We start from the raw sequence: 25,485 nt of genomic DNA on the forward strand, positions 1-25,485 counted from the left end.
TCCCATGGCGGGTGATGGGCCGCGAAAGTCTGCCGAACGTGTCGTCAGTGCGCTTCCGCCTTCGCGGCAGCCGCCAATGCCACCAACCCGAGTCCCGCGCACGCCGTCATCGTGACCGCGAGAGCGACGCCGGTGTTGCCGAGCACGCCGACCAGGGGAGCGATCAGCGCGCCGACACCGAACTGCAGGGCGCCGAGCAGCGCGGCAGCGGTACCGGCCGCCTCGCCGTGGCGGCCGAGAGCCAGCGCGGGGGCGTTGGGCAGGACGAAGCCGACGCCGGCGAGGAGGAACCACAGTGGAACGACGAACCCGACGAGCCCGCCGAACTCGAAGTGGGCGGTGGTGACCAGCGCCAGCCCGGCCACCGTCGCGAAGGCGAGGGCCGACACCGTGATCTGCAGCGGTGACCACCGTGCGAGGGCGCGGACGTTGAGTTGCGAGGCGCCGATCAGAGCGATCGCGCCGGAGCTGAACAGCAGCGCGAACTGCTGCTCGTCCAGGCCGTACTGGTCCTGGAACACGAACGACGCACCGGAGACGTACGAGAACAACGATCCCATCGCCACACTCGACACGAGTGCGAGCACCATGAACGCGCGGTCGCCCAGCAGGCTCTTGTAGGTGCCCAGCACGGCGCGCAGACTGCTCTTGCGCCGCCGCTCCGGCGGCAGCGTCTCCGTCAGACCCCACACCCCGATCAACGCCGTCAGGGTGCCGATCACGGCGAGGACGACGAAGATCCCGCGCCAGTCGACGGCGATGAGGAGCGCCCCGCCGATACTCGGGGCGAGAACGGGTGCGACGCCGAGCACGAGCATCAGCCGCGACATCACGACGGCCACGGTGTTCCCCGAGAACAGGTCGCGGACGACGGCGAGCGCGACCACCGCTGCGGCGGCGGCCCCGATGCCCTGGAAGACGCGGAGCACACCCAGCACGGCGACGGTCGGCGCGAAGACAGCGAGGACGGACGCGACCACGTGGACACCGATACCGGCGATGAGGGGACGCCTGCGCCCGAGGCTGTCCGCGAGCGGTCCGACGATCAACTGCCCCAGCGCGAGGCCGAGCAGAGTGCCGGTGATGGTCAGCTGGACCGCGGACGACGATGCGCCGAGGTCGGTTCCGATGTCCGGAAGCGCAGGCAGGTACATGTCGATGGTGAAGGGGCCGAGGGCCACCATCGCGCCGAGTACCAGGATCACCCGAAGGCTGGGACGGGTGGTTGTCCGGTCGGCGGTCGGGGCGGCGCGTTCTTCGGTATCGGTCACGAAGCAACACAGCAACGAGGGCACGTGGTTTGTTCCCGCCCCGGCATGTCGGTTTCAGAATCACCGTGAGCGCAACCCTCGCGCCCGGGGCACCGGCCGGGCACAGTAATCATCGATGCGGGTGTGACTGAGTGGTTGAGGTACCGGCCTGCAAAGCCGTTCACACGGGTTCGAATCCCGTCACTCGCTCGGGTGAGAACCGGCAGGTGATGCACCTGCCGGTTCTCTTTCGCGTGGTCACACGTCTTCGAGGCGAATGCCCTTGGTCTCCTTCATGAACAGGCACGCGACGCCGGTGAGGACAGCCAGCACCATGATGTAGACGCCGAACACCCAGCCGAGGTCGAGTCCGAGGAGAAGCTGGTTCAGGTACGGGGCGGTGCCACCGAACACCGCGACGGAGAACGAGTACGCGAATCCGATCGCCTGGGTGCGTAGTCGCGTCGGGAAGCTCTCCGACAGCGTGGAGGACAGAATCGACGCGGGGACCGCGACGATCAGCAGGGCGGCGGTGGTGGCGACGAGCAGGGTCCACCCGTCGGACGTGATCATCATCGTCAGCGGTAACTGCAGGGCGAACATCAGAACCGCGAAGGCGCCCAGCATGGGCCGCCGGCCGATCTTGTCGGAGAGCAACCCGAGGAACGGCAGCGAGACCAGTGCGATCAGCTGAGCGATCACCAGCATCCAGTACGCGGTGTCGGGATTCATGCCCTGCTGCGTGATCGCGTACGTGGAGATGTACGACGTCCAGGTGTAGTGCGCGGCCGTGATGCCCGAGGTCATCCCGATCATCAGGAGGATCGCCCGGACGACGGCGCGGCGGGGGATGCTCGGCAGATCGTCGTTGTTCTGCGCTGCGTCGAAGACGTCGCTCTCTTCCATGCTGCGGCGCAGATACAGGGCGAACAGTGCCAGAAGCGCGCCGATGAGGAACGGGATACGCCAACCCCATTGACCGACCGCGGTGTCGGACAGGGAGGAGGTGACGACGCCGCCGACCGTGTAGGCCAGCACCGAACCGCCGAAGATCGCGATGAACGCGACGCTGCCCCACATGCCGCGCCGGTGCGGAGGCGCGATCTCGCCGACGTAGGAGTACGCGGTCGCGGACTCGCCGCCGTGCGCGAAGCCCTGCATGACGCGCGCCGCGAGCAGGATCAGGGAGGCCCACGCGCCGATGGTCGAGTAGGTGGGCATCACTCCGATGATCAGGCTGCCCGTGGCCATCATCAGCATGGTCGTGACGAGGACGAATTTGCGTCCGCGTTTGTCGGCGATCCGGCCGAAGATGATCCCGCCGAGCGGGCGCATCAGGAAGCCGACCGCGAAGACGGCGAGCGTGGACAGCAGGGCGGAGACCGGGTCCGAGTTGCTGAACATCGCCGCCGCGATGAACGGGGCGAACACCGCGTAGGCGCTCCACTCGTACCACTCGAGGACGTTGCCGACGGAGCTGGCGAGGAGCGATTTCTTGCGGGAGGCGAGGGTGGGGCCGGAATGGGTGTCAGGCTGCGCCTGGCGAGTGAGGTCGACGTTCACGTGCAGTCACTTTCGTCGGGGTCGCGGAGTCGAAAGGTCGGAGAGGTCGGGTCGTCAGCGCAGGTCGCTGCGACGGATCTTGCCCGTCTGGGTCTTCGGGAGGTCGGTGATGATGTGCACCAGCCGGGGCCGCTTGTACGCGGCGAGACGGTCGCGGGCGAACGCGACGAGTTCGTCCTCGGTGGCGGTCGCGCCCGTGCGGAGCGAGACGTAGGCCACCACCGATTCGCCCTGGTAGTCGTCGGGCTGACCGACGACGGCGGCCTCGTGCACGGCCGGGTGTTCGTAGAGGGTGTCCTCGACCTCACGGGGCCACACCTTGTAGCCGGAGACGTTGATCTGATCTTTGAGCCGGTCGACGAGGTACACCCACCCCGCGTCGTCGATGATCGCGACGTCCCCGGTGCGCAGCCGTCCGCCGGGCAGTGTGTCGCGGGAGGCGTCCGGGTTGCGCCAGTAGCCCGAAACAACCTGCGGTCCCGCGATTTCCAGCTCGCCCGCGGTGTGGGGCGGAACGGGGTCGCCATTCGGGTCGACGGCCCGGATGTCCACCCGGGGCAGCGGGAGACCGATGGACAGTGAGCCACTCGACGGGTCGACCGGCGCCCGCAGGCCGGGCGGCACCGCGATCACTCCGGCCGTGGTCTCGGTCATCCCGTACGCGTTGTGGATGTACTTGCCGAATCCGGCTTCGAACTTCTCCACTGTCGCTGGCGGGATGGGCGCGCCGCCCGAGTAGAGGGTCTTGACCGAGGCGAAGTGGTCCGCGCTCACACCCGGCACCTCGGAGAGTGCGTTGAACACGGTGATCGAGCCGATCGTGTAGGTCACCCGGTGTTCCACGAACGTCTCCAGTGCGACGGCCGCGTTGAACCTGTTCGCGAAGACGAGCACACAGTCCCGGACGAGGGCCACGCCGGCATTGAGCACGGCACCGGTGATGTGGAACAGGGGCGCGACAGCGAACACGACGTCCCCGTCGACGACGCCGGCGCAGTCACCGAAGTCGAGTGCGGTGGCCAGCACGTTCGCGTGGGAGTTGAGCGCGCCCTTCGGCGGGCCGGTGGTCCCGGAGGTGTAGGTGAGCAGCGCAAGATCGTCGCCGTCGAGTTCGATCAGGGGAGGCCGCCTGCCGCGAAAGCGTGCGAGGAGTGCGACGAGGTCGCCGTCGGCTGCCGGCGTGGCGCGCGTGGTGGACTCGAACACCCGCGGATCGTTGCGGGTCTGGAAATCGAGGGCACTGGTGCTGATCGAGAATCGCACGCTGCTGCCGCGCAGGGTCTCGGCCGTGGCCGCGGCGCTCACGTCTTCGCAGATGATGCCGATCGGTTCGGCATCGTCGACGAGGCGGCGGAGTTCGTTTCCGCGGTACATCGGATTGAGCACCAGCGCCGCTGCGCCGACCTTCCACAGTGCCAGCAGGGCGAGGGCGTACTGCGGCACATTCTGCAGGTAGATGCCCACCCGGTCGCCGCGCCCCACACCCCACTCGTCCAGCGCGACGGCGAGGGCATCCGACAGGTCGTCGACCTCGCGCGCGGTGAGGGTGCCATCGAAATAGGCCACGGCGGGGTGATCGGGATGGGCCTTCACGCGCGACCGCCACGCGTCGAGAGTGGTCGCCACGGGTGGCTCCTGGATTCCGTCGTTGGTGAACGTCGACGACACCGCTGTCCCCTTTCTCCGGCTCCGGTCCGAACGGGATGTCCGAATTCGAGCGGCCGACCGATCACTCGCTCGGTCGGTGTGGGCAAGTGTTGTGTGTCACACCCGGGTGTGTCAAGTCGGTGCCCGCGGGACTGCTGATTCCGTCACGGCCGCGGCGACGGTTGCGGCTCATATTTCCGTCTGGCAATATGAGGGCATGAGCGCCTACGCCGCCCTGGCCGAGCCGCACCGCAGACAGATTCTCGACTTGCTGCGTGATGGTGAGCGGCCTGCCGGAGAGCTGGTGGAGCACATCGCGCTCAGTCAGCCCGGCGTGTCCAAGCACCTCAAGGTGCTGCGCGAGGCCGGGCTCGTCGTGGTGCGCGTGGACGGCAAGCAGCGTCTGTACGCGCTGCGGCCAGAACCCCTCGCCGAGGTCGACCAGTGGCTGGAGCCGTACCGCGCGTTCTGGTCGAGGCGCCTCGACGCCCTCGAACTACACCTGGAGGAGAACCCATGACCGACGGAACCCTGGAGACGATCGATGGTCGCCCGGCACTGCGCTTCGAGCGCACGCTCGCCCACTCGATCGAGCGCGTGTGGCGGGCGGTCAGCGTGCCGGCAGAACTCGAGCGCTGGTTTCCCGCAGCCGCCGAGTGGACACCGGCGACGGGGGAGACCTTCGAGGCCTACGGCGCGACCGGCGAGGTGACCGAGGTCGATGCACCCCATCGGCTGGCGTGGACCTTCGGCGGCGAGAAGTACAGCTTCGATCTGACCGCTGAGGGAGACGGCTGCCGGTTGATCTTCATCCATGTCTTCGGTGACCGAGCGATCGCAGCGCAGACTGCGGCCGGCTGGGAGACCTACCTGTCGCGGCTCGAGCCGCATCTCGCAGGCGGGTACCTCTCCGAGGCGGAGGCGCACGGCTCGTGGGATCAGTGGGAGGAAGTTCACGAGCGCTACGCCGAGCGCTTCGGCGTCGACCCGACGCTGGGACGGCAATTCCTGGCGGCTCAGCGGGCCGGTCAATGACATCCGGTAGACCCTAGGGTCACCCGAAACATTCCGAATTCCTAGCTCGCGACGCGGTAGTGGAGGAAGGCGAAGCCGCTGCCGAAACGGCGCTCGTCCAGCAGTTCCAGCCTGCACCGGACGCGCTCCGGGAGAGACCGGGTGCCGCCTCCCACGACGACGGGTGCGACGAACACCTGGCATGCGTCGACCAACCCGGCCGCGAAGGCGTGGGAGGCGAGTCCCGGGCCCCCGATGCTGATGTTCCGTGCCGCGCTCGCCTTCAGTTGCCGGACGGCGTCGGGGTCGAATTCCCGCTCGATGCGGGTCCTGGCGCTGGACGCCGCCTCCAGTGTCGTGGAGTAGACGACCTTGGTGGCTGCTCGCCAGATTTCCGCGAAGTCCTGCACACAGTCAGGCTCTCTCGCGAGGTCGGGTACGGATTCCCAATACGTCATCGTCTCGTACATCCGGCGCCCGTAGAGGTAGGTGCCGATCGGACGTTCGAGGTCGTTGACGAAGCTGTGGACCTCCTCGTCGGGTGCGGCCCAGTCGACATTGCCGTCCTCGTCGGCGATGTAGCAGTCGAGCGACATGATCGTCGAGTAGATCAGCTCGCCCACCGCGAACCCCCTCGTGTCTGCTGGTCCGGATCAGCGTGTCACGTCGAGTGCATCGACATCGACGCCTGCCGCCGGAAGCAGGTGATAGAAAGCGCGTTCGCAGAGATCGATCATGTCCGTGCGGTCCATGGTCGGCTCGTCGAGCCACGACAGCACGACCTCTTCCATGAACGCCTGCCAGCCCGAGATCGCAGCCTCGAGAGCGGGTGTCGTCGGCACCCCGAACTCCGCCAGCGACGCACCTATCCAGCGGGTGAAGGTGTGCCGCATGCCGCGGTAGATCTGCCGCATCCGCTCGTCACCGCTACCCGCCATCCGCATGACCGCCAGGTAGATGGTGGGGTGCTCGATCACCGCGTCCGCGAACGTTTCGACGCCGGCTCGGAGCTGCCCGGACACGGGGAGCGTCGCGTCGGGTGTCATCCGCCGTTGCAGTTCGGAGGCCGAGGCCTCGAGGACGGCGTTGCGAAAACCCTGCTTGTTCTTGAAGTAGTGGAACAGCAGGGGCGGGGAGACGCCCGCCTCGGCCGCCACCTGGTCCATCGACAGATCGTCGAACGGCACCGTCTCGAGAAGCCGGACGGCCACGTCGAGGATCTGCGCGCGCCGATCTTCGGGAGAGCGGGGTGCGGCGGCCACCCCTGCACTCTATTGACGAACCCTCGAGGCGTCCATTGACTTTTACTCAATGGCATACGTAACCTCGGGTAACACATACCGAGTGTGAGGAGCGCAACTATGTCGGATTTCGATGTCGTCGTCAATGGTGGGCTGTGGTTCGACGGAACCGGATCCGCGCCCCGGCGCCGCAATCTCGGCATCCGCGACGGCGTCGTCGTCCGCGCATCGATCCGTCCGCTGCCCGTCGGGCCCGACACCGAGATCATCGATGCGGCAGGCAAATGGGTGGTCCCCGGATTCGTCGACGTGCACACCCACTACGACGCCGAGGTGCTCGTCAGCCCCGGCCTGCCGGAGTCGGTGCGACACGGCGTGACCACCGTCGTCCTCGGAAACTGCTCCCTGTCCACCGTGTACTCGACGCCGCGTGAATGCGCCGACCTGTTCAGCCGGGTCGAGGCCGTACCACACGACTCCGTGCTCAGGATCCTGGACGAGAACAAGATCTGGCAGAGCCCGGCGGAGTACGTCGAGGCACTCGAATCGCTGCCGCTCGGCCCCAATATCGCCGGTTTCATCGGGCACTCCGACATCCGCACCCACGTGCTCGGCCTCAGCCGGGGCACCGACAAGCGGGCCAAGCCGAGCACCCGCGAACTCGAGCGGATGGGCGCGATGCTCACCGAGGCCGTGGACGCGGGCTTCCTCGGCCTGTCCTCGATGACCAATGCGCTCGACAAGATCGACGGCGACGAATACCGTTCGCGCTCATTGCCGTCCACGTATGCGCGGTGGAAGGAGTTCCGCTTCCTCAACCGCATCCTGCGCGACCGCGGCAAGATCCTGCAGAGCGCGCCGACGATCAACCTGCACCCCAACATCGCGGGATTCTTCGCGGAGAGTTCGGGTCTGGGGCGACGCAAGCCCCTCAAGACGTCGCTGCTGTCCGCCGCGGACTCGAAGGCCTACCCGCCGATCGTGTACTTCATGCTCGCCGCGGCGCCGCTGCTCAACCGCTTCGCCAAGACCGACTTCAAGTGGCAGCACCTCCCGGTGCCGTTCACCGTCTACGCGGACGGCATCGACCTCGTGGTGTTCGAGGAGTTCGGTGCCGGCGCGGCGGCACTGCATCTCAAGGACCAGGTGGAACGAAACGCCCTGCTGCAGGACGAGTCCTACCGACGCCGGTTCCGCAAGGATTACGACAACAAGTTCAGCCCCCGCATCTGGCACCGCAATTTCTACGACGCGGTGATCGTCGGGTGCCCCGACGAGGCGCTGATCGGCAAGACGTTCGGCGCGGTGGGCGACCTGCGTGGCGTGCACCCGGTGGACGCGTATCTCGATCTCGTCGTGAAGTACGGCACCGACCTGCGGTGGCGGACCACCATCGCCAACCATCGTCCCAAGTTCGCGAAGAAGCTCGCGGCCAGTTCCGGCGTGCAGATGGGATTCGGCGACGCGGGTGCGCACCTGCGCAACATGGCGTTCTACAACTATCCGATCCGGTTGCTGAAGAAGGTCAAGGACGCGCAATCCGACCGCACACCGTTCCTGTCCGTCGAGCGTGCCGTCCACCGGCTGACGGGCGAGCTGGCCGACTGGTACGGCATCGATGCCGGCCACCTGCGCGAAGGGGACCGCGCAGACCTCGTCGTCATCGATCCGGCGGGTCTCGACGCGACTGTGGACGGATTGTTCGAGGCCGAGGTCCCCGAGTACGGCGGTCTGCGCCGGATGGTGAACCGAAGCGACGCCGCGGCGGTCGCGACGGTGATCAACGGCAGGCTCGTCTATCGCGACGGGGAGTTCACCGGCGGGTTCGGCGTCACCAAGACGGGACGGTTCCTCCGCGCCGGTGCGTCGGCCGCAGACCACAGCGAGCGTGAGACGGCCGTCCGATGAGCGGCATGGAGCGGATCCGCACGTTCACCCGGGACGGGCTCGTGTTCGACGTTCGCGACGAGGGTCCGATCGACGGCACGCCGGTGGTGCTGTTGCACGGATTTCCGCAGGACTCGCGGTCGTGGGACGAACTGGCACCGTTGCTGCACCGGCGGGGATTTCGCACTCTCGCGCCGGACCAGCGCGGCTATTCGGCCGGGGCCCGGCCCCGCGCCCGCTGGGCGTACCGCGGCTCGGAACTGGTCGCGGACGTCGTCGCGCTCATCGACCAGGCGGGCCTCGGGCCGGCGCATGTCGTCGGGCACGACTGGGGCGCTGTGGTGGCCTGGGGAATCGCGGCGGAACGGCCCGACCGGGTTCGCACGCTCACTGCGCTCTCGGTGCCGCATCCGGCGGCGTTCGTGCGGGCGATGCTCACCAGTCGCCAGATCCTGAAGTCCTGGTACATGTTCGCGTTCCAGCTGCCGTGGATTCCGGAGCGGCTGATCACCCCGGACGGTTACGGCTACCGGGCACTGCTCGCCAGCGGCCAGTCTGCGGACCGGGCGAAGCGCGACCTCGAACCCATGCGCGATCGGACGCGGGCCCGGGGCGCTCTGAACTGGTATCGGGCCATGCCGTTCACCGCACCCCGTTCGGCCTCCCGGAAGGTCCGGGTGCCCACGCTCTTCGTGTGGAGCGACGGCGACTCGGCGATCGGGCCGGTCGGTCCCGCGCTGACCTCACGCTTCGTCGACGGCCCGTACACCTACGAGGTGTTCCGCGGTGTGAGCCACTGGATTCCGGACGAGGCGGCCGAGCGCGTCGACGAACTACTCGGCAGCCACCTGCTCGATCAGTCGTGACGCCGATCGGTCCGTCCGCGCCACGTCGCCGGTGACCAAGCGGTCGAGGAGGATGGCCCGCAGCCCGGACACCGCGACCGTCGCATTCTCGCGGGCGTCCTGAGTGGAGAACCCACATCGGATCATCGCGTCGGCGACGGCGTCGATCAGCGTGTGGATGGCCGAGGTGGCGAAGTCGGCGAACGGGCGTTCGGTGAGGCACTGAGCGGCGCGGACGTCGATCACGTCAACGCCCACACTCCATCGGCGCGGTCGGAGCCCTCGAGGCGATCCTCACCGTCGGACGGTACTGATCGGCTGTCCGCTGTCGGTGAACGCCGCCGCGTCCGGGTGCGTCGTCTGGAAGACTCCGAAGGTATGGAAGCTCAGCGCAGACTGACGCTGGTGACGGCCGCTCCCGAGCAATCGCGGGAGGAGCCGCTGGTGCGTGAGCTGTACGGGCGAGTGCTCCGCGAGGCCCGCCGGGACCAGGATCGGAGCCTCGAGGACGTCGCCGCCGCCGTCGGCATGTCGAAGCAGTACCTCTCCGAGATCGAACGGGGCAAGAAGGAGCCGTCGTCGGAAATGCTGCGCGCGGTGTGTGGCGCGCTCGGTCTGCCGGTGGAACACCTGCTGTTCCGGTCCGGGCGCCGGCTCGGCGCGGCGAACCGGAACCCGGCGACCAGGAGCCTGAACCGGCAGGTGCCCACGCTGCTCGCCGCCTAGCGCCGTCCGTCAGGCCGCGACGAGCGTGTCGGCCAGGCCGTACTCGATGGCCTCCTCGGCTGTGAAGATGCGGTCCCGGTCGGTGTCCCGCCGCAGCCGCTCGACGGTCTGACCGGTGTGTTTGCTCAGAATCGCTTCGGTCTGCGAACGGACCCGCATGATCTCCGCGGCCTGAAGCGCCAGGTCGGAGATCGTGCCGTTGCCCTGTGTCGACGGTTGGTGCAGCAGCGTCCGGGAATGGGCCAGGACGTGGCGGTGTCCCTTGGTTCCCGCCGCCAGCAGCACGGCGGCGGCGGACGCGGCCTGGCCCATGCAGTACGTGGCGATGGTCGGACGGAGGAACTGCATCGTGTCGTAGATCGCGAGCATCGCCGTCGTGGAGCCGCCGGGCGAATTGATGTACAACCCGATCTCCTGATCGGAACTGTCCGCCTGGAGGTGGAGCAGCTGTGCCATCACGACATTGGCGACTCCGTCGTCGATCTCGGTGCCCAGGAAGACGATCCGCTCGTTCAGCAGTCGGCTGAAGATGTCGAACGACCGCTCGCCTGCCGGGGTGCGCTCGATGACGTGGGGAATGGTGTATTGGGACATGGCTTCACAATCCAATTCTCGGGGCGGTGGTGTGCGGGGCGATCTCGGCGAACGAGGACACGACGCGGTCGACGATCCCGTAGTCGCGGGCCTCGTCGGCGGTGAACCACCGGTCCCGGTCGCTGTCCTCGGCGATCTGCTCGACCGGATGCCCCGTCTCGGCGGCGAGGATCTCCTGCGACTGTCGTTTCATCCGTTCGAGGCTCTCGGCCTGGATGGCGATGTCGACGGCGGTGCCGCCGATGCCGGCCGAGGGCTGATGCATCATGATGCGGCTGTGCGCCAGACTGATCCGTTTGCCGTGGGTGCCCGAGCACAGCAGTACCTGGCCCATGCTCGCGGCGAAACCCATGGCGACGGTCACCACGTCGTTGGGAACGAGCTTCATCGTGTCGTAGATGGCCAGGCCGGCGAAGACGGAGCCGCCCGGGGAATTGATGTACAGGACGATGTCGCGTTTGGGGTCGGCGGCCGCGAGCAGCACCAGTTCGGAGCAGGCCCGCTCGGCCATGGCGTCGTCCACCTCGCCGGTGAGGAGGATCGTGCGCTGGCGAAACAGTCTGTCCGCCAACAGGTCGCGGTAATTCAGGTCGGGTAGTGCGGCTGTGGTCATGCCTCCATTACTACCGCCGCGCCGGTGCCGGACCGGCGATTGTCTGCTGTGGGCAGACGACCTGCGCCGGGAGGTTCGGAAACCCCGGCGACGGTACCGCACCCACCCGGGAATGTGACGCAGATCGCGTACGTGGCGACACTCCGGCGTCGAGCGCCGTGAACTGGGCGTTCGTGATTCGAGGTGGCCACGAGGAATCCAGTGGGTGAACGACTCGCCACGGGCAGGTGAACGTCGGAAACAGACCGCTCGGCCAGTGGAATTGCCCGCGCGCGAAGGCGAACTCGCTGGTTAGGGTGCCCTCATGCACGTTCTGTTCGTCTGTAGCGGGAACGTCTGCCGCTCACCGATCGCAGAGCGGCTGACGCACGCGTACGCGCTTGCCCACGGTCTGCCGCACCTCACCGCGGAGAGCGCCGGTGTCCGAGCCCTCGTGGGCTTTCCGATCGAACCCGTCGCCGCCCGCGTCATCGAAGGGCTCGGCGCGAGCGCCGACGGGTTCCGAGCGCGTCGCCTGCGGCCCGAGATGATCAAACGCGCCGACCTCGTCCTCGCGATGACCGAGCAGATCCGGGACCGTTCGATGGAACTGCTCCTCGGGACGAGCCACTGTACGTTCACGCTTCGCGAGGCTCGCCGGATCGCCACCGACACCGGTGCCCGCACCGTCGCCGAACTCGCCGTCGCCCGAAGGGAGTACGGCGAGATCGACGATGCGAACATCAGCGACCCCGTCGGCCTCGGCGGGGCGGCGTTCGCGCAGGTGGGGGATCGGATCGCCGCCGAACTGATGCCGCTGCTCGACGCACTCGATCTCGGCAGCGGCACGAAACGGGAACCCGAGACCGAGCCCGAACCCGAGCCCGGACCGCGGCCGTCTCCGGTCGTCCACCTGCCGCTGTCGCCCAGGCCGCTGATCGCGGCGCGGGCGGCGTCGTCGATCCTCGACTATCCCGTCAGCTGGTCGCGCTGAACTGATAGTTGGCGAATCTCTCGTCCACCTGCTCGGCCGTGAGCCCGAATTCCTCGAGCGTGTACTTGTGGGAGGGGCGGCGGTCGCCGCTGCGACTTTCGGCGTGCATCGCCTCCATCGCCGACTGGGCCGAGGCGCTGAGTTCGAGCCCGAAATGCGTGTAGACCCCTTCGACGGTGCCGAGCGGGTCGGCCACGAAATCGTGGTAGTCGACGTCGATGAACTGAGCGGGATCGTGCCGGGTGCGGGCGGCGGTGAACTGCTCGAGCCCCCGGGCCCACAGCTCGAGCTGGCTCTCACCGATGACGCTGCCCCGGAACTTCTCCGACCACCCTTCCGTCGCCTGTTCCGCCAGACTGCACACCGACGGGACGATCGTGCGCGGCGGCCGGTGGGTCTGGATGATCAGGGCGTCCGGATAGACGGCGAGCAACTCGTCGAGCGCGAACAGGTGGCTGGGGTTCTTCAGCACCCAGCGGCGGTCCCGATCGGGAAGCCCGATCAGCTGCAGGTTCTTCTTGTGCCGCTGATAGGCGTTCGTCCAGTCCTGGCCCTCGAGCCAGCGGGAATATGTCGGGAGAGACGCCAGGCACTCGTAGGAGATCGACTTGAACGTCTGCCGCAGCAGCTGCCAGCACTCCTCGACTTCGCTCGCCGACATGTAGTGCACGCCCATGAATTCGGGGCGTTCGATGTGGTGGCGGCTGAAACCCTCCTCGATCTTCTGGAACACGGGATTCGATTCCCAGGTCTCGCGCGGCGGACGGGGTTGGGGCATCTCGGTCAGCCACATCTCCAGGCCCTGATGCGACGGATCCGCGGTGAGTAGCCGGTGCAGCGCCGTCGTCCCCGTGCGGGGAAGCCCGGTGACGAAGATCGGCCGCTCGATCCGCACGTCCGCGTGCTCGGGGTTCTGCTTCCACGCTGCCTCGCTCAGCAGCCGCGCCACCAGGGCGCCGCGGAGGAACACCCGCGACACCTTGCTGCCGAGCGGGGTCAGCTGCTCGTCGACGTGGTACGAGTCCAGCAGGACGCCGAGGGCCTCGGTGTAGTCGTCCACGCCGAAGTCGGTGAGGCCGGTCAGGCGGGTGGCCGAGGCGTGAAGGTCCTCGACCGTGCCGACGGTGGTGCGCTCGCTCATGATGCTCCGGTTCTCGTCGCTAGTGATGGAATTCGCCGCAGTTGACGTCGAGGCACTGGCCGGTCACGGCGCTCGCCAACGGTGAGGCCAGGAAGATCACGGTGTCGGCCACTTCCTCGGTCGTGGGGAGCCTCTTCAGGTCGGTGTTCGCGGCGGTGTGTTCGTAGATCTGCTCGACGGTCGTCCCGTACTTCTCGGCCTGGTGCGTGAAGTACTGCTTCAGCGTGTCTCCCCAGATATAGCCGGGAGCAACGGAATTGACACGGATTCCCTGAGGTCCCAATTCCGTGGCGAGCGACTGCGATGTCGCGAGCAGGGCGGATTTGGCCATCTTGTAGCTGCCGTACCGCTCCTGGGAGTGTCGGAGCACCATCGAGTTGATGTTCACCACCGCTCCGTTCGATTCGGCGAGTGCGGGGGTGAACAGCTGGGTCAGCCGCAGCGCCCCGAGCACGGTCAGCTCGAAACTGCTGCGAATGTGGTCGAATTCCGTGCGGGCCAGCGGTTTCATCGACGGAACCGAGAACGCGTTGTTGATCAGCACGTCGACCTTGCCGTACGCGTCGACGGCCGCGGACACCAGATTCTCGGCCGATGCCTGGTCCGTGATGTCGGTCGGGACGGTCACGGCGCGTCGGCCGACAGCGATGATCTCCTTGGCCACCTCGTCGAGACGCGACGCGGTGCGGGCGGCCAGCACCACGTCCGCGCCGGCGTCGGCGCAGCGGACGGCGAGGGTTCGGCCCAGGGCCGGACCGACGCCGGAGATGACGACCACCTTGTCCTGCAGGAGTTGCGGAGTGGTCATGGCGCTCACCCCAGCATCCGGTCGGCGACCGCGGCCTGGCGTGCGGCGATGCGTTCGGCGAAGTCCTCGGGCGAGATCTTGTTGGAGTCGTGGAACGGCAGCGTCCGATGGATCTCGTCGAACTTCACGACCTCGATGCGGGGACCGTCGTCCGGGGTCAGTTCGCGGGAGACGCGCTGCCAGCGGAACTGCAGGTAGCCGCGGAGGTGCCCGATGGTGGCGATCCAGTTGGCGACGCCCGGATTGCGCTCGCTGACGACGAGCCGGATGTGGTCGTCGGGATCCACCTGCGACTGGGCGACGTTCAGCGAGGTCTGGTGGTTGACGTAGTCGAGGGAGATGTACCACATGCTGCCCAGCTGAAAACCCTGGTAGGGCACGTCGGCTTTCGGGACGGTGATGACGATGGCCTCGTCCTCGGCGAGTTCGTAATGCCCGACGGACGAGTACTGCGTGGCGAGGCCGCCCGGCGTCAACCGCGGTTCGGTCATCGTGTTCACCGGCAGGTTCAGATAGAACCACTCCGGGAACTGCAGCCACGTCTTCACCCGGGACACCAGGGCTGTGCCTGCGCGGGCGTACCGCTTCTCGACGGCTTCCCGCGTGAGCGGACCCGGAGCCGTACCCGTCGTATCCGCCCTGGCGATGCGGATGGTGCCGCGCTGCTGACTCCAGTCGCTGTACACCTCCCGAACCACCAGCTGCGACGAACCCGGCGCGAGGGTGAAGTAGTTGCGCCTGCCGGCGCTCTCGTCCGGGCCGAACCGCACCTCGAACGAGCCGTCGGGGGCGATGTCGATCTCCCGGTCGTCGAACGCGGTGACGCTGCCGGGAACGTGTGCGGCCGTGTAGTTTCCGCTCAGCACCTGGAAGCTCAGGTCCGCCGTGGTGCCCCGCCGCCCGGTCACCACGTATTCGACGTCGTCGTTGATCCGCGCGCCGAAGTACAGGGTGTCGGGGTTGTCGAGGCCCATCTTCATGTACGGGCCGGTGCCCGAGATGAACGTCGGGTGCGACCGTTCGGTGGCCCAGGCGGCGTGCGTCGTGGCGAGAATGCCGCCGGCGAGGTACTGGTAGCCCTCCAGCAGATCCTGTTCGGTGCGGATGTGGGGGGCGCTCTCGATCAGTTTCTCGGCTTCGGCCATGGCGTCGGCGAATGGGTCGGTCAGCACACCGTGCTCCTCACGAGGGGGTGGTACAAATATGTACCTGCGTGGTAGAACATTGATGAACCGACAATAGAACGTGTTCTAAGGAGTGGTCAATGGGACACGAGGACGAGACGCCCGACAGGGCGCAGGGCCGACGGTCGCCGCCCACCGAGCGTGTGGTGCAGGTGCTCGACTTCCTGGTGGCGCGCAAGGAGCACCGCTTCGGTCTGTCGGAGCTGGCCCGGCAACTCGACATCAGCAAGCCCACCTGCCTGGGGATCCTCACCGAACTGGCCCGCGGCGGCTATCTCGTCCGGGATCCCGCCACGAAGACGTACGGCCTCGGGCCCGCCCTCATCGCGGCCGGCCGCGCGGCGCAGCAAGGATTTGCGGCCGGGCCGGTGGCGCGCACGCATCTCGCCGTGCTCAGTGAGGAGTTCCGGACCACGTGCACGGCGTCGGCGGTGGTCGGCGACCGCATCGCCGTCCTGGAGCTGACGAGTCCGCCCGGTGTGCGGGCGGCCGCCAAGGTGGGGGAGATGTACCCGTTCGCGCCGCCCGTCGGCCTGATGTACGTGCTGTGGGACGGCGACGACGCGCTGCAGTCGTGGTTGCGCCGGGAGCCGACCCTGCCGGTGCGCCTCGACCGCGACCGGTTGCGCACCGTGGTGGACGAGTGCTCCCGCACCGGGTATCTCGTGGAGACGCTCACTCCGGTCGGCCAGCGCCTGCACACGCTCATGGCCGGGGTCGCCGCGCACGACCTGCCGCCGGAGTTGCGCGACGTGCTCGGTGAGATGGTGTCCAGCCTCGGGGAGCGGGTGTACCTGGACGCCGAACACGCGGACCCCGCCGCGCCGCATCCCGTCAGCCTCATCGCCGCGCCGACGTACGACGCCGAGGGGCATCAGGCCATGGTCCTGACGCTCTATGTGGGCACCGAACTCGCGCCGTCCGACATCGCGCGGCGGGGCAAGGCTCTCGCCGCGGCCGCGGACGCGATCACGGTGGAGGTGGGCGGCCGCCGGCCACGGTGACGAACGGGCATTGACCGCAATCTGAAACACGTTCTATTCTCGGAGGTGCAATCATTTTCGACCGAGCTGGTCCAAATATGGACCAGTTGCCGGTAAGGCACTCGCGACGAGGAGTCGCCCATGACCGCACCGCCCGTGTACGAGTTGTCCCACCTCGGCGCACTCGAAGCCGAAGCCGTGCACATCTTCCGAGAAGTGGCCGCCACGTTCGAGCGTCCGGTTCTGCTGTTCTCCGGCGGCAAGGACTCGGTGGTCATGCTCCACGTGGCCGCCAAGGCGTTCTGGCCCGCACCCCTCCCGTTCGCCGTCATGCACGTCGACACCGGCCACAACTTCGACGAGGTCATCGAGTTCCGCGACCGGACCGTCGACCGCCTCGACCTGCGGATGGTGGTGTCCAGCGTGCAGGACGACATCGACGCAGGCCGCGTCAGCGAGGAGACGGGTCCGCGGGCCAGCCGCAACCGGCTCCAGACCGCGGCGCTGCTGCGCGGGATCCGGGACAACGGTTTCGACGCCATCTTCGGCGGCGCCCGCCGCGACGAGGAGAAGGCCCGCGCGAAGGAGCGGGTGTTCAGCTTCCGCGACGAGTTCGGGCAGTGGGATCCGCGGGCGCAACGCCCGGAGCTGTGGAGCCTCTACAACGGCAGGCACCGCAAGGGGGAGCACATCCGGGTGTTCCCGCTGTCCAACTGGACCGAACTCGACATCTGGCAGTACATCAGCGAGGAGAAGATCGAACTGCCGCCCCTGTACTACGCGCACCGCAGGGAGGTCGTGCCCCGCGACGGAATGCTGTTGGCGCACACCCGGTTCCTGACCCTGCTCCCCGGAGACGAGCCGTACGAGGCCCTCGTCCGATTCCGGACCGTCGGCGACGCCACGTGCACGGGCTGCGTCGAGTCGTCGGCAACCACCGCCGAGGCCGTGGTCACCGAGGTCGCCGCGAGCAGGCTGACCGAGCGCGGCGCTACCCGGGCCGACGACCGGATCTCCGAGGCCGGCATGGAAGACCGCAAGAAGGAAGGGTACTTCTGATGCCGCAGCTACTCCGGGTCGCGACCGCGGGCAGCGTCGACGACGGCAAGTCCACCCTGATCGGCCGACTGCTGTACGACTCGAAGGCGATCTTCGAGGATCAGCTCGAGGCGGTCGAACGCACCAGCCGCGAACGGGGCGACGAGCACGCCGACCTGGCGCTGCTCACCGACGGTCTGCGCGCCGAACGCGAGCAGGGCATCACCATCGATGTCGCGCACCGCTACTTCGCCACACCGCACCGCAAGTTCATCATCGCGGACACGCCGGGACACGAGCAGTACACCCGGAACATGGTGACCGGCGCGTCGACCGCCGACCTGGCACTGATTCTCGTCGACGCCCGCAAGGGGATCCTCGAGCAGACGCGCCGCCACGCGTTCATCGCCAGCCTCCTCGGAATTCCGCACCTGGTTCTGTGCGTCAACAAGATGGATCTCGTCGGGTGGTCCGAGGACCGGTTCGAGGAGATCAAGGAGGAGTTCCGGCAGTTCGCGATCAAACTCGAGGTCCACGACCTCACGTTCATCCCGGTGTCGGCACTGCGCGGCGACAACATCGCGCAACGCACCGTCAACATGCCCTGGTACGAGGGAGGGTCGCTGCTGCACTACCTCGAGCAGGTGCACGTGGCCTCCGACCGCAACCTCATCGACGCGCGGTTCCCGGTGCAGTACGTGGTCCGGCCGCAGCGCCGGACCGATTCCGCGCTGCACGATTTCCGCGGGTACGCAGGCACGGTCGCCAGCGGCGTGTTCAAGCCGGGCGACGAGGTGGTGGCACTGCCGTCCGGATTCACCTCCACCGTCAGCGCCATCTGGGGTCCCGGCGGAACCCGTCTCGACGAGGCGTTCGCACCGTCGGCGGTGTGCGTGCAGCTCGCCGACCAACTGGACGTGAGCCGCGGAGATGTGCTGTGCCGCCCCAACAACCGTCCGCTCGTCGGGCAGGAACTCGACGCGATGGTCTGCTGGTTCAGCGAACAGTCCTCGCTGACACCGGATGCGCGGTACACGCTGCTGCACACCACCCGCGCCACCAGGGCGTCCGTCGCGCGGCTCGACTACCGCCTCGACGTGAACACCCTGCACCGCGACGAGTCCGCACAGTCGCTCTCGCTCAACGAGATCGGCCGTATCCAGTTGAGGACGTCGCAGCCGCTGATGTTCGACCCGTACCGCCGCAACCACGTGACGGGCAGTTTCATCCTCGTCGACGAGTCCACCCACAACACCGTCGCCGCCGGCATGATCACCGGGCCGACACTGTCGCGATCCAAGGTGGTGTGGCACGCCGCGGCCGTCTCGCGGGACGAGCGGGCGACAGGGGGTCGCACGGTGTGGCTGACCGGACTGTCGGCGTCGGGAAAGTCGACGGTCGCGGTGGAACTCGAGCGGCGCCTGGTCGCGGCCGGGGTGCCCGCCTACCGGCTGGACGGCGACAACCTGCGTCACGGTCTCAACGCCGACCTCGGTTTCAGTGCGGAGGACCGCGCCGAGAACGTGCGCCGCGTCGGCGCCGTGGCGCAACTGCTCGCCGACTCCGGGGTGGTCGCGATCGCGTCGCTGATCAGCCCGTACCGCGCCGACCGGGACCGCGTCCGGGAGCAGCACCGGGCCGCCGGGCTCGACTTCGTCGAGGTGTTCGTCGACACGCCGGTGGAACAGTGCGAAGCGCGGGACCCCAAGGGCATGTACGCGAAAGCCCGCGCGGGGGAGATCACCGGATTCACCGGGGTCGACGACCCGTACGAGGCCCCGGAGAACGCCGAACTCGTCCTCCGGCCCGGAGACGGCACGCCGACCGAACAAGCCGAGAGAATTATGGAATTGTTGAGACGTGATCACTGACGCACGACTCGCGGCCGACATCGCCTCCGGTGCCGGTGCCCTGCTGCTGGACATCCGCACCGCGGGACTCGGATCGGCGGACGGACGGGAACTGGGCAGGCGGGGCGACGTCGCCGCCGACGCGTTCATTCTCGGCAAGCTCTCCGCGGAGCGACCCGGCGACGCGATCCTGTCCGAGGAGTCGGCCGACGACCGGTCGCGGCTGGAGAGTTCGCGGGTGTGGATCATCGACCCGCTCGACGGTTCCAAGGAGTACGGACTGCCCGGGCACTCGGACTGGGCCGTGCACGTCGCGCTGTGGGAACGCGGTCGGGGCATCACGGCGGCAGCGGTCGCGCAACCGGCGCTGGGCGCCGTGTATGCCAGTGACGACGACAGCCATGCGGTGCATACCGAACAACTCCCGGCACGACCACGGATCGTCGTATCCGCCAGCAGGCCGCCGGCCTTCGTCGACGCCGTCGCGACGGAGATCGGCGCCGAGGTCACCACCATGGGTTCGGCCGGAGCGAAGGCGATGGCGGTGCTCCGCGGAGACGTGGACGCCTACATCCACTCGGGCGGTCAGTGGGAATGGGACTCGGCCGCACCCGTCGGCGTCGCCGAGGCTGCGGGCCTGCACTGCTCGCGGATCGACGGAACCCCGTTGGACTACAACGAATCCCACCCGTACCTGCCGGACCTCCTGATCTGCCGGCCGGAGCTGGCTCGGCCGCTGCTCGCCGCGATCGCGACACACGCCACCGACACGGCCGACAGCGGCCGGGTCGCGATGGCCAGGGCCTACATCGATGCACTGGTCAGCCACGACGCCACCAAGGTGCGTCTCGCGGACAACGCCTGGCGGGTGGAGAACGGGCAGCACACGGGCGAATCGGGGGCGTTCATCCGGGACGAACTCGAAAACGGCCTGCAGTATCAGGCCATCCAGGCCGTGCGCGAACTCTCCTTCCACGAGTGGGGCGACAACGTGGTGGCCCGGTTCGTGCTCGACCTCGGGGCCACGCCCACCGAGGTGACGTCCGTCCGGATCACGGAACATTTCGACATCCCGGCTGGGGCGATCCAGTCCGTCATGGCCATCATCGAACCGTCCGCGATCGAAAGGGAGAACCGATGACCCCGGATCAACTGGTCACCCAATTCTGTGCCGAGTGGATCGAGCCCGATCCGGCGAAGATCGCGGACTATTTCGCGGAAGACGCGGTCTACCACAACATTCCGATGGAACCCGTCATCGGGCGTGACGCGATCCGCGAGTTCGTCGCCGGCTTCATCGCGGCCTTCGGCGGCATCGACTTCCGGGTGCACCGGCAGGTCACCGACGGCGGGCAGAGCCCCAACGCCGAGGAATCGAGCGGCGTGGTGATGAACGAGCGGATCGACGTGTTCACGCTGAACGGCAACGTCGTCGAACTGCCCGTCGTCGGCGTCTTCGAGATCACCGACGGCAAGATCACCACCTGGCGCGACTACTTCGACATGGCACCGATCCAGGCTGCTGCCGGCGGTGGATAGCGGCCCGATGATCGCCGTCCCGGCCGGGCAGGTCACGCTGTCGGATCGCCGAACCACCCGCAGCTGGAGCGTGGAGCTGGGTGCCTTCGAGATCGCCGTCCATCCTGTGACGCAGGGGGAGTACGCCGCGATCACCGGCGAGTGGCCGGGCACGACGCGGGGAACGCGGCTGCCGGTCGACGGAGTGTCGTGGCGGGACGCGATCCTGTTCTGCAACGCCCTGTCGGAGCGTGCCGGGCTCGCCGCTGCCTATCGCGTGACCGGTGACGACGTCGTGTGGGACACCGTGGCCGACGGGTACCGGCTTCCGGCCGAGGCCGAATGGGAACGCGCCTGCCGGGCGGGCACCACGGGTCCGCGGTACGGCCCGCTCGACGCGATCGCGTGGTACCGCGGCAACTCCGACGGCCGGTCGCGGGAGGTGGGCGGCAAGCAGCCGAACGCATGGGGCCTGCACGACACCCTGGGCAATGTGTGGGAGTGGTGCTGGGATCTGTACGACCCCGAGGTGTACGGCCCGTACCGGGTCCTGCGCGGCGGTGGGTGGTTCGACGAGCACTGGAGTTGCCGAGCCTCCGTGCGGAGGCGCAGTCACCCGACCTACCGCATCGACGACGTCGGATTCCGTCTCGCTCGGGGTGCATTAACCTCTGACTAAATGTTGACGTCAGGTTCAAGTTAGTTCTACGCTGAGCTCGGGAGTATGACGACGGTCACACCCGGAGAGGGCGAGTCTGCATGAGCCAGGTCAACACGGTCCGCGGGCCGATCGACAGCGCCGAACTCGGACGCACCTACATGCACGAGCACGTGTTCGTGCTGACGCCCGACGTGCAACAGAACTACCCGGACGAGTGGGGGAGCGAAGACGAGCGGGTCGCCGACGCGGTCACCAAGCTGCGCGCGCTGGCGGAGCAGGGTGTCCGGACCATCGTCGACCCCACCGTCGTCGGGCTCGGCCGGTACATCCCGCGCATCCAGCGGGTCGCGGAACAGCTTCCCGAGCTGAACATCGTTGCCGCAACAGGGCTGTACACCTACGACGACGTGCCGTTCTTCTTCCACTACCGCGGTCCGGCGCTGGACGCGATCGTGGGGGCCGAGGTTCCCGACCCGATGGTGGACATGTTCGTGAAGGACATCGAAGAGGGAATCGCCGACACCGGGGTCCGCGCGGGACTGCTCAAGTGCGCGATCGACCACCAGGGGCCCACGCCCGGTGTCGAGCGGGTGATGCGGGCCGTCGCGAAGGCGCATCGGCGCACCGGCGTGCCCATCACCGTGCACACCCACCCCGGCAGCGAGGCCGGATTGCACGTCACACGCGTGATGTGCGATGAGGAGGGGGTGCGGCCGGACCGGATCGTCCTCGGCCACAGCGGAGACAGCACCGACATCGAGCATCTGACCAGCCTCGCCGAGGCCGGCTTCGTCCTCGGGATGGACCGGTTCGGGATCAACCTCGAGACGACGTTCGAAGCCCGCGCCGACACGCTCGTCGAGATGTGCCGCCGGGGATTCGCGGGGCAGATGGTGCTGTCGCAGGACGCCTCCTGCTACATCGACTGGATCGACCCCAACCTGATGGCCGCACTCCCGCAGTGGCACTACCTGCACATCGAGAACGACGTGCTGCCCTACGTCCGCGAGCGGGGTGTGACCGAGAAGATGATCACCGAGATGTTGGTCGAGGTGCCTCGGCGATACTTCGAGAACGTCGACCCCTACTGACATGTCGCGCCCGCGAATTGCACCCACACCACCGGTCACGGCCCGGGGCGTCCGCACCCGCGATCGTCTCGTCGCCGCGGCCCGGGTGGTGTTCGAGCGCGAGGGGTACCTCGACGCCCGTCTCGTCGACATCAGCAAGGAGGCCGGACTCTCGACCGGATCGTTCTACACCTACTTCACCAACAAGGAGGAGGCGTTCGCGGCGGTCGTCGAGGTGACGCAGAACGACCTGCTGCATCCGGGCATGGGACGGGTCGCGGACGAAGGCGACGTGCACGCGGTCGTGGAGGCGAGCATCCGCGCCTACCTGCACGCGTGCCGCCGGAACGCGCGACTGCTGGCCCTGCTCGAGCAGGTCGCGCACGTCGACCCCACATTCCGTGAACTGGAACGCTCGCGGGACGAAACGTTCTACCGGCGCAACGCGCGTGCGATCGCCGACCTGCAGGACCGCGGTCTCGCCGACGCCTCGCTCGACCCGATGCTGACGTCGAAGGCGTTGTCCGCCATGGTCGGAAGGATGGCCTACAGCTATTTCGTCGGACCGCCGAGCGAGCGGCGATCGCTCACGTTCGAGCAGTTGACCGCCGGACTCGCGCGGATGTGGACGAACGCGCTGCGCGTCCCCGACCGCGTGTGAGGACCGTCAGTAGCCGGGTGCGTGGAGGATGCGCAGAACGAGGTCGGCGTTGATGTCGCCCAGTTCCTCCGGCGTGAATTCGCCGTCGGGGCTGTACCACCGGCAGATGTCCACCGCGAGCGACATGATCGCCAGAACCGCGACGCGGGGGTCGGGGATCAGGAACACCCCCTGATCGATCCCGTTCTGCACCTCTCGAATTGCCGCGAGCCGGATCTGGAGCCGAGTCTCGGCGACCACCTCGCGGTGTTCGGGGTCGAGATGCCTGCTCTCGTACTGGGCGATGCGCGCGCGGCGGAAGTTCCGGGCGTGCATGATGCTGAATTCGCGGACCAGTGCCCGGACGCGGTCGATGGGGTCGGTGAACGGCGCCACGGCCTTCAGCACCAGCGCGAGCGCGCGCTCGTTCGACCGGCGGACGAGCTGGAACAGCAGATCTTCCTTGGACGGGAAGTGCACGTACATCGCGGAGGGGCTCATCCCGGCCATGGTGGAGATGTCCCTCGTGCGGGTGGCTTCGAAACCCTTGTCGGAGAACAGTGTCGTCGCCGCCCGGAGCAGGCGTTCCTCGGATGTCGGCGGACCAGGGCTCGGCTCCTCGGTCGCGGATACGTCGTCTCGCAGTTCGGTCATCGGTGGTCCTCTCCGCCGCATCGAGCTTCGTCCGCATCGGCGGGATCGGGCAAGATCAATCCCCTCGAGTGATTGACATCACACAGCTATTCAAACACACTAAGCAAGCGCTCACTGACTTGAAGTTGGCGTCATGTTCTGAAAAATCTGTCTCCCACATCCATACGAAGACCTATCCCGAGGAGTGATCGGATGACTACATCCGCGGTGCAGCCGAGTAAGGACGCAGCCGGCGACACAGCCGTCTCGCGCAAGCGTGCGCATCGGAAACTGCTTGCGGCGGGACTCGTCGGCAGCTCGATCGAGTGGTACGACTTCTTCCTGTACGGAACCGCTGCGGCACTGGTCTTTCCCCACGTCTTCTTCCCCGACTCGTCGGCGTTGATGGGCACCCTGCTCTCGTTCAGCACGTTCTGGGCGGGCTTCGTCGCACGCCCACTCGGCGGCCTCGTCGCCGGCCACTTCGGCGACAAGTACGGCCGCAAGCCGGCCGTCGTCACCTGCCTGCTGTTCATGGGACTGGCGACATTCCTCATCGGCTGCCTTCCGGGCGCCGCGACCATCGGCGTCGCGGCCCCGATCCTGCTGGTGGTCCTGCGGTTCGTCCAGGGCCTGGCGTGCGGTGGTCAATGGGGTGGGATCGTCCTGCTGCTGACCGAATCGGCGAGCCCCAAGCGCAGGGGATTCTCCGGGACCTTCGGCCAGATGGGCGTCTCCTTCGGCGTCCTGCTCGGCAACCTGGTGTTCCTCGGCGCCACCGCGGCGATCTCGAACGAGGCGTTCCTCAGCTGGGGCTGGCGGATCCCGTTCTTCGCGAGCGCACTGCTTTTCCCGGTCGTGCTCTACATCCAGACCAAGGTCGAGGACACCCCCGAATTCCGGGACCTGCAGGAGGAGGCGCAGAAGAAGAACAAGACCGTCGTCCGCGCACCGCTGACGGAGGCGATCAAGGAACACTGGCGCAAGATCCTGCTCGGCTGCGGTCTGCTCGCGGCCACCAACTCCCTGTTCTACATCTCCATCGCCGGTGTGCTCAGCTACGGCACCGCGGAACTGGGACTCGAGCGCAACGACCTGCTCGCGATCTCGCTGCTCAGCGCCGGACTCACGGTCGGTGTCGTGCTGTGGTCCGGGCACATGTCCGACAAGATCGGGCGCAGGCCGATGATCCTGATCGGCGCGGCGATGATCATCGTGTGGGCGTTCCCGTACTTCTGGCTGATCAACACCCGGAACCTGTTGCTGTTCTTCATCGCCGTCACGGTCGGCAGCGTCTTCCAGTCCATGACATACGGGCCGATCGCCGCGTACATGGGTGAACTGTTCGCTCCCAACGTCCGGTACTCGGCGGCCTCCCTCGCGTACCAGCTGGCGGCGATCACGGTCAGCGGCGGCACTCCGTTCATCATGACCGCGCTGATCGCCAAGACCGGAACCACCACGTTCGTCGCCGTCTTCGTCGCACTGATGGGGCTGGTCACGTTCCTCTGCGCGTGGAAGCTCCGCGAGACCAACACCGCCGAGGTGCGGAACGATCCCACCGCCGTACCCGGCGCCCAGTTCTACTGACCGGCACTACAAGGCG

General features: G+C 67.6%; 27 protein-coding genes and 1 tRNA gene. 16 read left to right on the plus strand and 12 right to left on the minus strand.

Features of this window, described 5'->3' with window-relative positions:
* Window positions 1–44: 44 nt before the first annotated feature.
* Entirely contained in the window at window positions 45–1,295 is a 1,251-nt protein-coding gene (locus tag QM806_RS35005; protein ID WP_043790418.1) for a multidrug effflux MFS transporter, read from the minus strand.
* Window positions 1,296–1,388: 93 nt separating this feature from the next.
* Here QM806_RS35005 and QM806_RS35010 point away from each other — a divergent pair.
* Window positions 1,389–1,460, plus strand: a tRNA-Cys gene (locus QM806_RS35010).
* A gap of 48 nt (window positions 1,461–1,508) precedes the next feature.
* Here the strand turns inward: QM806_RS35010 and QM806_RS35015 are convergent.
* Together QM806_RS35015 and QM806_RS35020 are read right to left on the minus strand one after the other, a co-directional pair.
* Entirely contained in the window at window positions 1,509–2,813 is a 1,305-nt protein-coding gene (locus tag QM806_RS35015) for an MFS transporter (protein WP_005568028.1), read from the minus strand.
* Window positions 2,814–2,867: 54 nt separating this feature from the next.
* Window positions 2,868–4,481, minus strand: a complete 1,614-nt coding sequence (locus QM806_RS35020; RefSeq protein ID WP_007300594.1) for a class I adenylate-forming enzyme family protein — start codon at window positions 4,479–4,481, stop codon at window positions 2,868–2,870.
* Between the two features lie 196 nt (window positions 4,482–4,677).
* Between QM806_RS35020 and QM806_RS35025 the strand changes: the two genes are divergently transcribed.
* Window positions 4,678–4,980, plus strand: a complete 303-nt coding sequence (locus QM806_RS35025; protein ID WP_005264609.1) for an ArsR/SmtB family transcription factor — start codon at window positions 4,678–4,680, stop codon at window positions 4,978–4,980.
* Window positions 4,977–5,495 (plus strand): SRPBCC domain-containing protein, encoded by a 519-nt coding sequence (locus tag QM806_RS35030; RefSeq protein WP_133984682.1) that lies wholly within the window; start codon window positions 4,977–4,979, stop codon window positions 5,493–5,495. The genes QM806_RS35025 and QM806_RS35030 overlap by 4 nt, the downstream gene beginning before the upstream one ends.
* A 41-nt stretch (window positions 5,496–5,536) precedes the next feature.
* Here the strand turns inward: QM806_RS35030 and QM806_RS35035 are convergent, their stop codons facing one another.
* Together QM806_RS35035 and QM806_RS35040 are read right to left on the minus strand one after the other, a co-directional pair.
* Window positions 5,537–6,097: a dihydrofolate reductase family protein gene (locus tag QM806_RS35035; RefSeq protein ID WP_283294393.1), complete on the minus strand. Its 561-nt coding sequence runs from the start codon at window positions 6,095–6,097 to the stop codon at window positions 5,537–5,539.
* A 30-nt stretch (window positions 6,098–6,127) separates the two neighbouring features.
* A complete protein-coding gene (locus QM806_RS35040) occupies window positions 6,128–6,736 on the minus strand; it encodes a TetR/AcrR family transcriptional regulator (protein WP_005568289.1) in 609 nt (202 codons plus the stop codon).
* A gap of 99 nt (window positions 6,737–6,835) precedes the next feature.
* On the opposite strand from QM806_RS35040, the gene QM806_RS35045 reads away from it, so the two are divergent.
* Together QM806_RS35045 and QM806_RS35050 are read left to right on the plus strand one after the other, a co-directional pair.
* Entirely contained in the window at window positions 6,836–8,623 is a 1,788-nt protein-coding gene (locus QM806_RS35045; protein WP_283294395.1) for an N-acyl-D-amino-acid deacylase family protein, read from the plus strand.
* Window positions 8,620–9,468, plus strand: coding sequence for an alpha/beta fold hydrolase (locus QM806_RS35050; RefSeq protein ID WP_039952831.1), 849 nt, complete (start codon window positions 8,620–8,622; stop codon window positions 9,466–9,468). The genes QM806_RS35045 and QM806_RS35050 overlap by 4 nt, the downstream gene beginning before the upstream one ends.
* On the opposite strand, the gene QM806_RS35055 is transcribed toward QM806_RS35050, so the two are convergent.
* The gene (locus tag QM806_RS35055) at window positions 9,436–9,705 is read right to left on the minus strand and encodes a hypothetical protein (protein WP_240482892.1); all 270 of its coding nucleotides are present in this window, start codon (window positions 9,703–9,705) and stop codon (window positions 9,436–9,438) included. The genes QM806_RS35050 and QM806_RS35055 overlap by 33 nt on opposite strands.
* Window positions 9,706–9,825: 120 nt before the next feature.
* On the opposite strand from QM806_RS35055, the gene QM806_RS35060 reads away from it, so the two are divergent.
* Window positions 9,826–10,173: a helix-turn-helix domain-containing protein gene (locus tag QM806_RS35060; RefSeq protein WP_005568281.1), complete on the plus strand. Its 348-nt coding sequence runs from the start codon at window positions 9,826–9,828 to the stop codon at window positions 10,171–10,173.
* Between the two features lie 9 nt (window positions 10,174–10,182).
* On the opposite strand, the gene QM806_RS35065 is transcribed toward QM806_RS35060, so the two are convergent.
* A complete protein-coding gene (locus QM806_RS35065; RefSeq protein ID WP_005264590.1) occupies window positions 10,183–10,767 on the minus strand; it encodes an ATP-dependent Clp protease proteolytic subunit in 585 nt (194 codons plus the stop codon).
* A gap of 4 nt (window positions 10,768–10,771) precedes the next feature.
* On the minus strand, window positions 10,772–11,380 hold the full coding sequence (locus tag QM806_RS35070) for a ClpP family protease (protein WP_005568279.1): 609 nt from the start codon (window positions 11,378–11,380) through the stop codon (window positions 10,772–10,774).
* 304 nt (window positions 11,381–11,684) lie between these two features.
* Here QM806_RS35070 and QM806_RS35075 point away from each other — a divergent pair, with 304 nt between their 5' ends.
* Window positions 11,685–12,353 carry an arsenate reductase/protein-tyrosine-phosphatase family protein gene (locus QM806_RS35075; RefSeq protein ID WP_005568277.1) on the plus strand — a complete coding sequence of 223 codons (669 nt, stop codon included), beginning with the start codon at window positions 11,685–11,687 and terminating at the stop codon, window positions 12,351–12,353.
* Here QM806_RS35075 and QM806_RS35080 read toward each other — a convergent pair.
* The 3 genes from QM806_RS35080 to QM806_RS35090 are packed head-to-tail and all read right to left on the minus strand — an operon-like array spanning window position 12,337 to window position 15,474.
* Window positions 12,337–13,494 carry a sulfotransferase family protein gene (locus QM806_RS35080; RefSeq protein ID WP_005252898.1) on the minus strand — a complete coding sequence of 386 codons (1,158 nt, stop codon included), beginning with the start codon at window positions 13,492–13,494 and terminating at the stop codon, window positions 12,337–12,339. The genes QM806_RS35075 and QM806_RS35080 overlap by 17 nt on opposite strands.
* 19 nt (window positions 13,495–13,513) lie before the next feature.
* Window positions 13,514–14,302 carry an SDR family oxidoreductase gene (locus tag QM806_RS35085; RefSeq protein WP_005568274.1) on the minus strand — a complete coding sequence of 263 codons (789 nt, stop codon included), beginning with the start codon at window positions 14,300–14,302 and terminating at the stop codon, window positions 13,514–13,516.
* A gap of 5 nt (window positions 14,303–14,307) precedes the next feature.
* On the minus strand, window positions 14,308–15,474 hold the full coding sequence (locus QM806_RS35090; RefSeq protein ID WP_283294400.1) for a hypothetical protein: 1,167 nt from the start codon (window positions 15,472–15,474) through the stop codon (window positions 14,308–14,310).
* A gap of 92 nt (window positions 15,475–15,566) precedes the next feature.
* Between QM806_RS35090 and QM806_RS35095 the strand changes: the two genes are divergently transcribed.
* From QM806_RS35095 to QM806_RS35130, 8 genes are all read left to right on the plus strand, one after another.
* Window positions 15,567–16,490 (plus strand): helix-turn-helix domain-containing protein, encoded by a 924-nt coding sequence (locus QM806_RS35095; protein WP_005568272.1) that lies wholly within the window; start codon window positions 15,567–15,569, stop codon window positions 16,488–16,490.
* A 120-nt stretch (window positions 16,491–16,610) separates the two neighbouring features.
* A complete protein-coding gene (gene cysD, locus QM806_RS35100) occupies window positions 16,611–17,528 on the plus strand; it encodes a sulfate adenylyltransferase subunit CysD (RefSeq protein WP_005264578.1) in 918 nt (305 codons plus the stop codon).
* A complete protein-coding gene (gene cysC, locus QM806_RS35105; RefSeq protein ID WP_283294401.1) occupies window positions 17,528–19,378 on the plus strand; it encodes an adenylyl-sulfate kinase in 1,851 nt (616 codons plus the stop codon). The genes cysD and cysC overlap by 1 nt, the downstream gene beginning before the upstream one ends.
* Window positions 19,368–20,498, plus strand: coding sequence for a 3'(2'),5'-bisphosphate nucleotidase CysQ (locus QM806_RS35110; protein ID WP_005264576.1), 1,131 nt, complete (start codon window positions 19,368–19,370; stop codon window positions 20,496–20,498). Before cysC ends, QM806_RS35110 begins: the two co-directional genes overlap by 11 nt.
* Window positions 20,495–20,896 (plus strand): nuclear transport factor 2 family protein, encoded by a 402-nt coding sequence (locus tag QM806_RS35115; RefSeq protein WP_005568270.1) that lies wholly within the window; start codon window positions 20,495–20,497, stop codon window positions 20,894–20,896. Before QM806_RS35110 ends, QM806_RS35115 begins: the two co-directional genes overlap by 4 nt.
* 7 nt (window positions 20,897–20,903) lie before the next feature.
* Complete coding sequence (locus QM806_RS35120; protein WP_120660603.1) at window positions 20,904–21,554, plus strand: formylglycine-generating enzyme family protein; 651 nt, start codon at window positions 20,904–20,906, stop codon at window positions 21,552–21,554.
* A gap of 80 nt (window positions 21,555–21,634) precedes the next feature.
* Entirely contained in the window at window positions 21,635–22,627 is a 993-nt protein-coding gene (locus QM806_RS35125; RefSeq protein WP_005264574.1) for a phosphotriesterase family protein, read from the plus strand.
* Between the two features lies 1 nt (window position 22,628).
* Complete coding sequence (locus QM806_RS35130; RefSeq protein WP_283294404.1) at window positions 22,629–23,267, plus strand: TetR/AcrR family transcriptional regulator; 639 nt, start codon at window positions 22,629–22,631, stop codon at window positions 23,265–23,267.
* Window positions 23,268–23,273: 6 nt separating this feature from the next.
* On the opposite strand, the gene QM806_RS35135 is transcribed toward QM806_RS35130, so the two are convergent.
* Complete coding sequence (locus QM806_RS35135) at window positions 23,274–23,900, minus strand: TetR/AcrR family transcriptional regulator (protein WP_005568268.1); 627 nt, start codon at window positions 23,898–23,900, stop codon at window positions 23,274–23,276.
* 192 nt (window positions 23,901–24,092) lie between these two features.
* Here QM806_RS35135 and QM806_RS35140 point away from each other — a divergent pair, with 192 nt between their 5' ends.
* On the plus strand, window positions 24,093–25,469 hold the full coding sequence (locus tag QM806_RS35140) for an MFS transporter (protein WP_005252920.1): 1,377 nt from the start codon (window positions 24,093–24,095) through the stop codon (window positions 25,467–25,469).
* Window positions 25,470–25,485: the final 16 nt, after the last annotated feature.

The organism is Rhodococcus sp. IEGM 1351 (genome assembly GCF_030056875.1).
Classification (GTDB): domain Bacteria; phylum Actinomycetota; class Actinomycetes; order Mycobacteriales; family Mycobacteriaceae; genus Rhodococcus_F; species Rhodococcus_F opacus.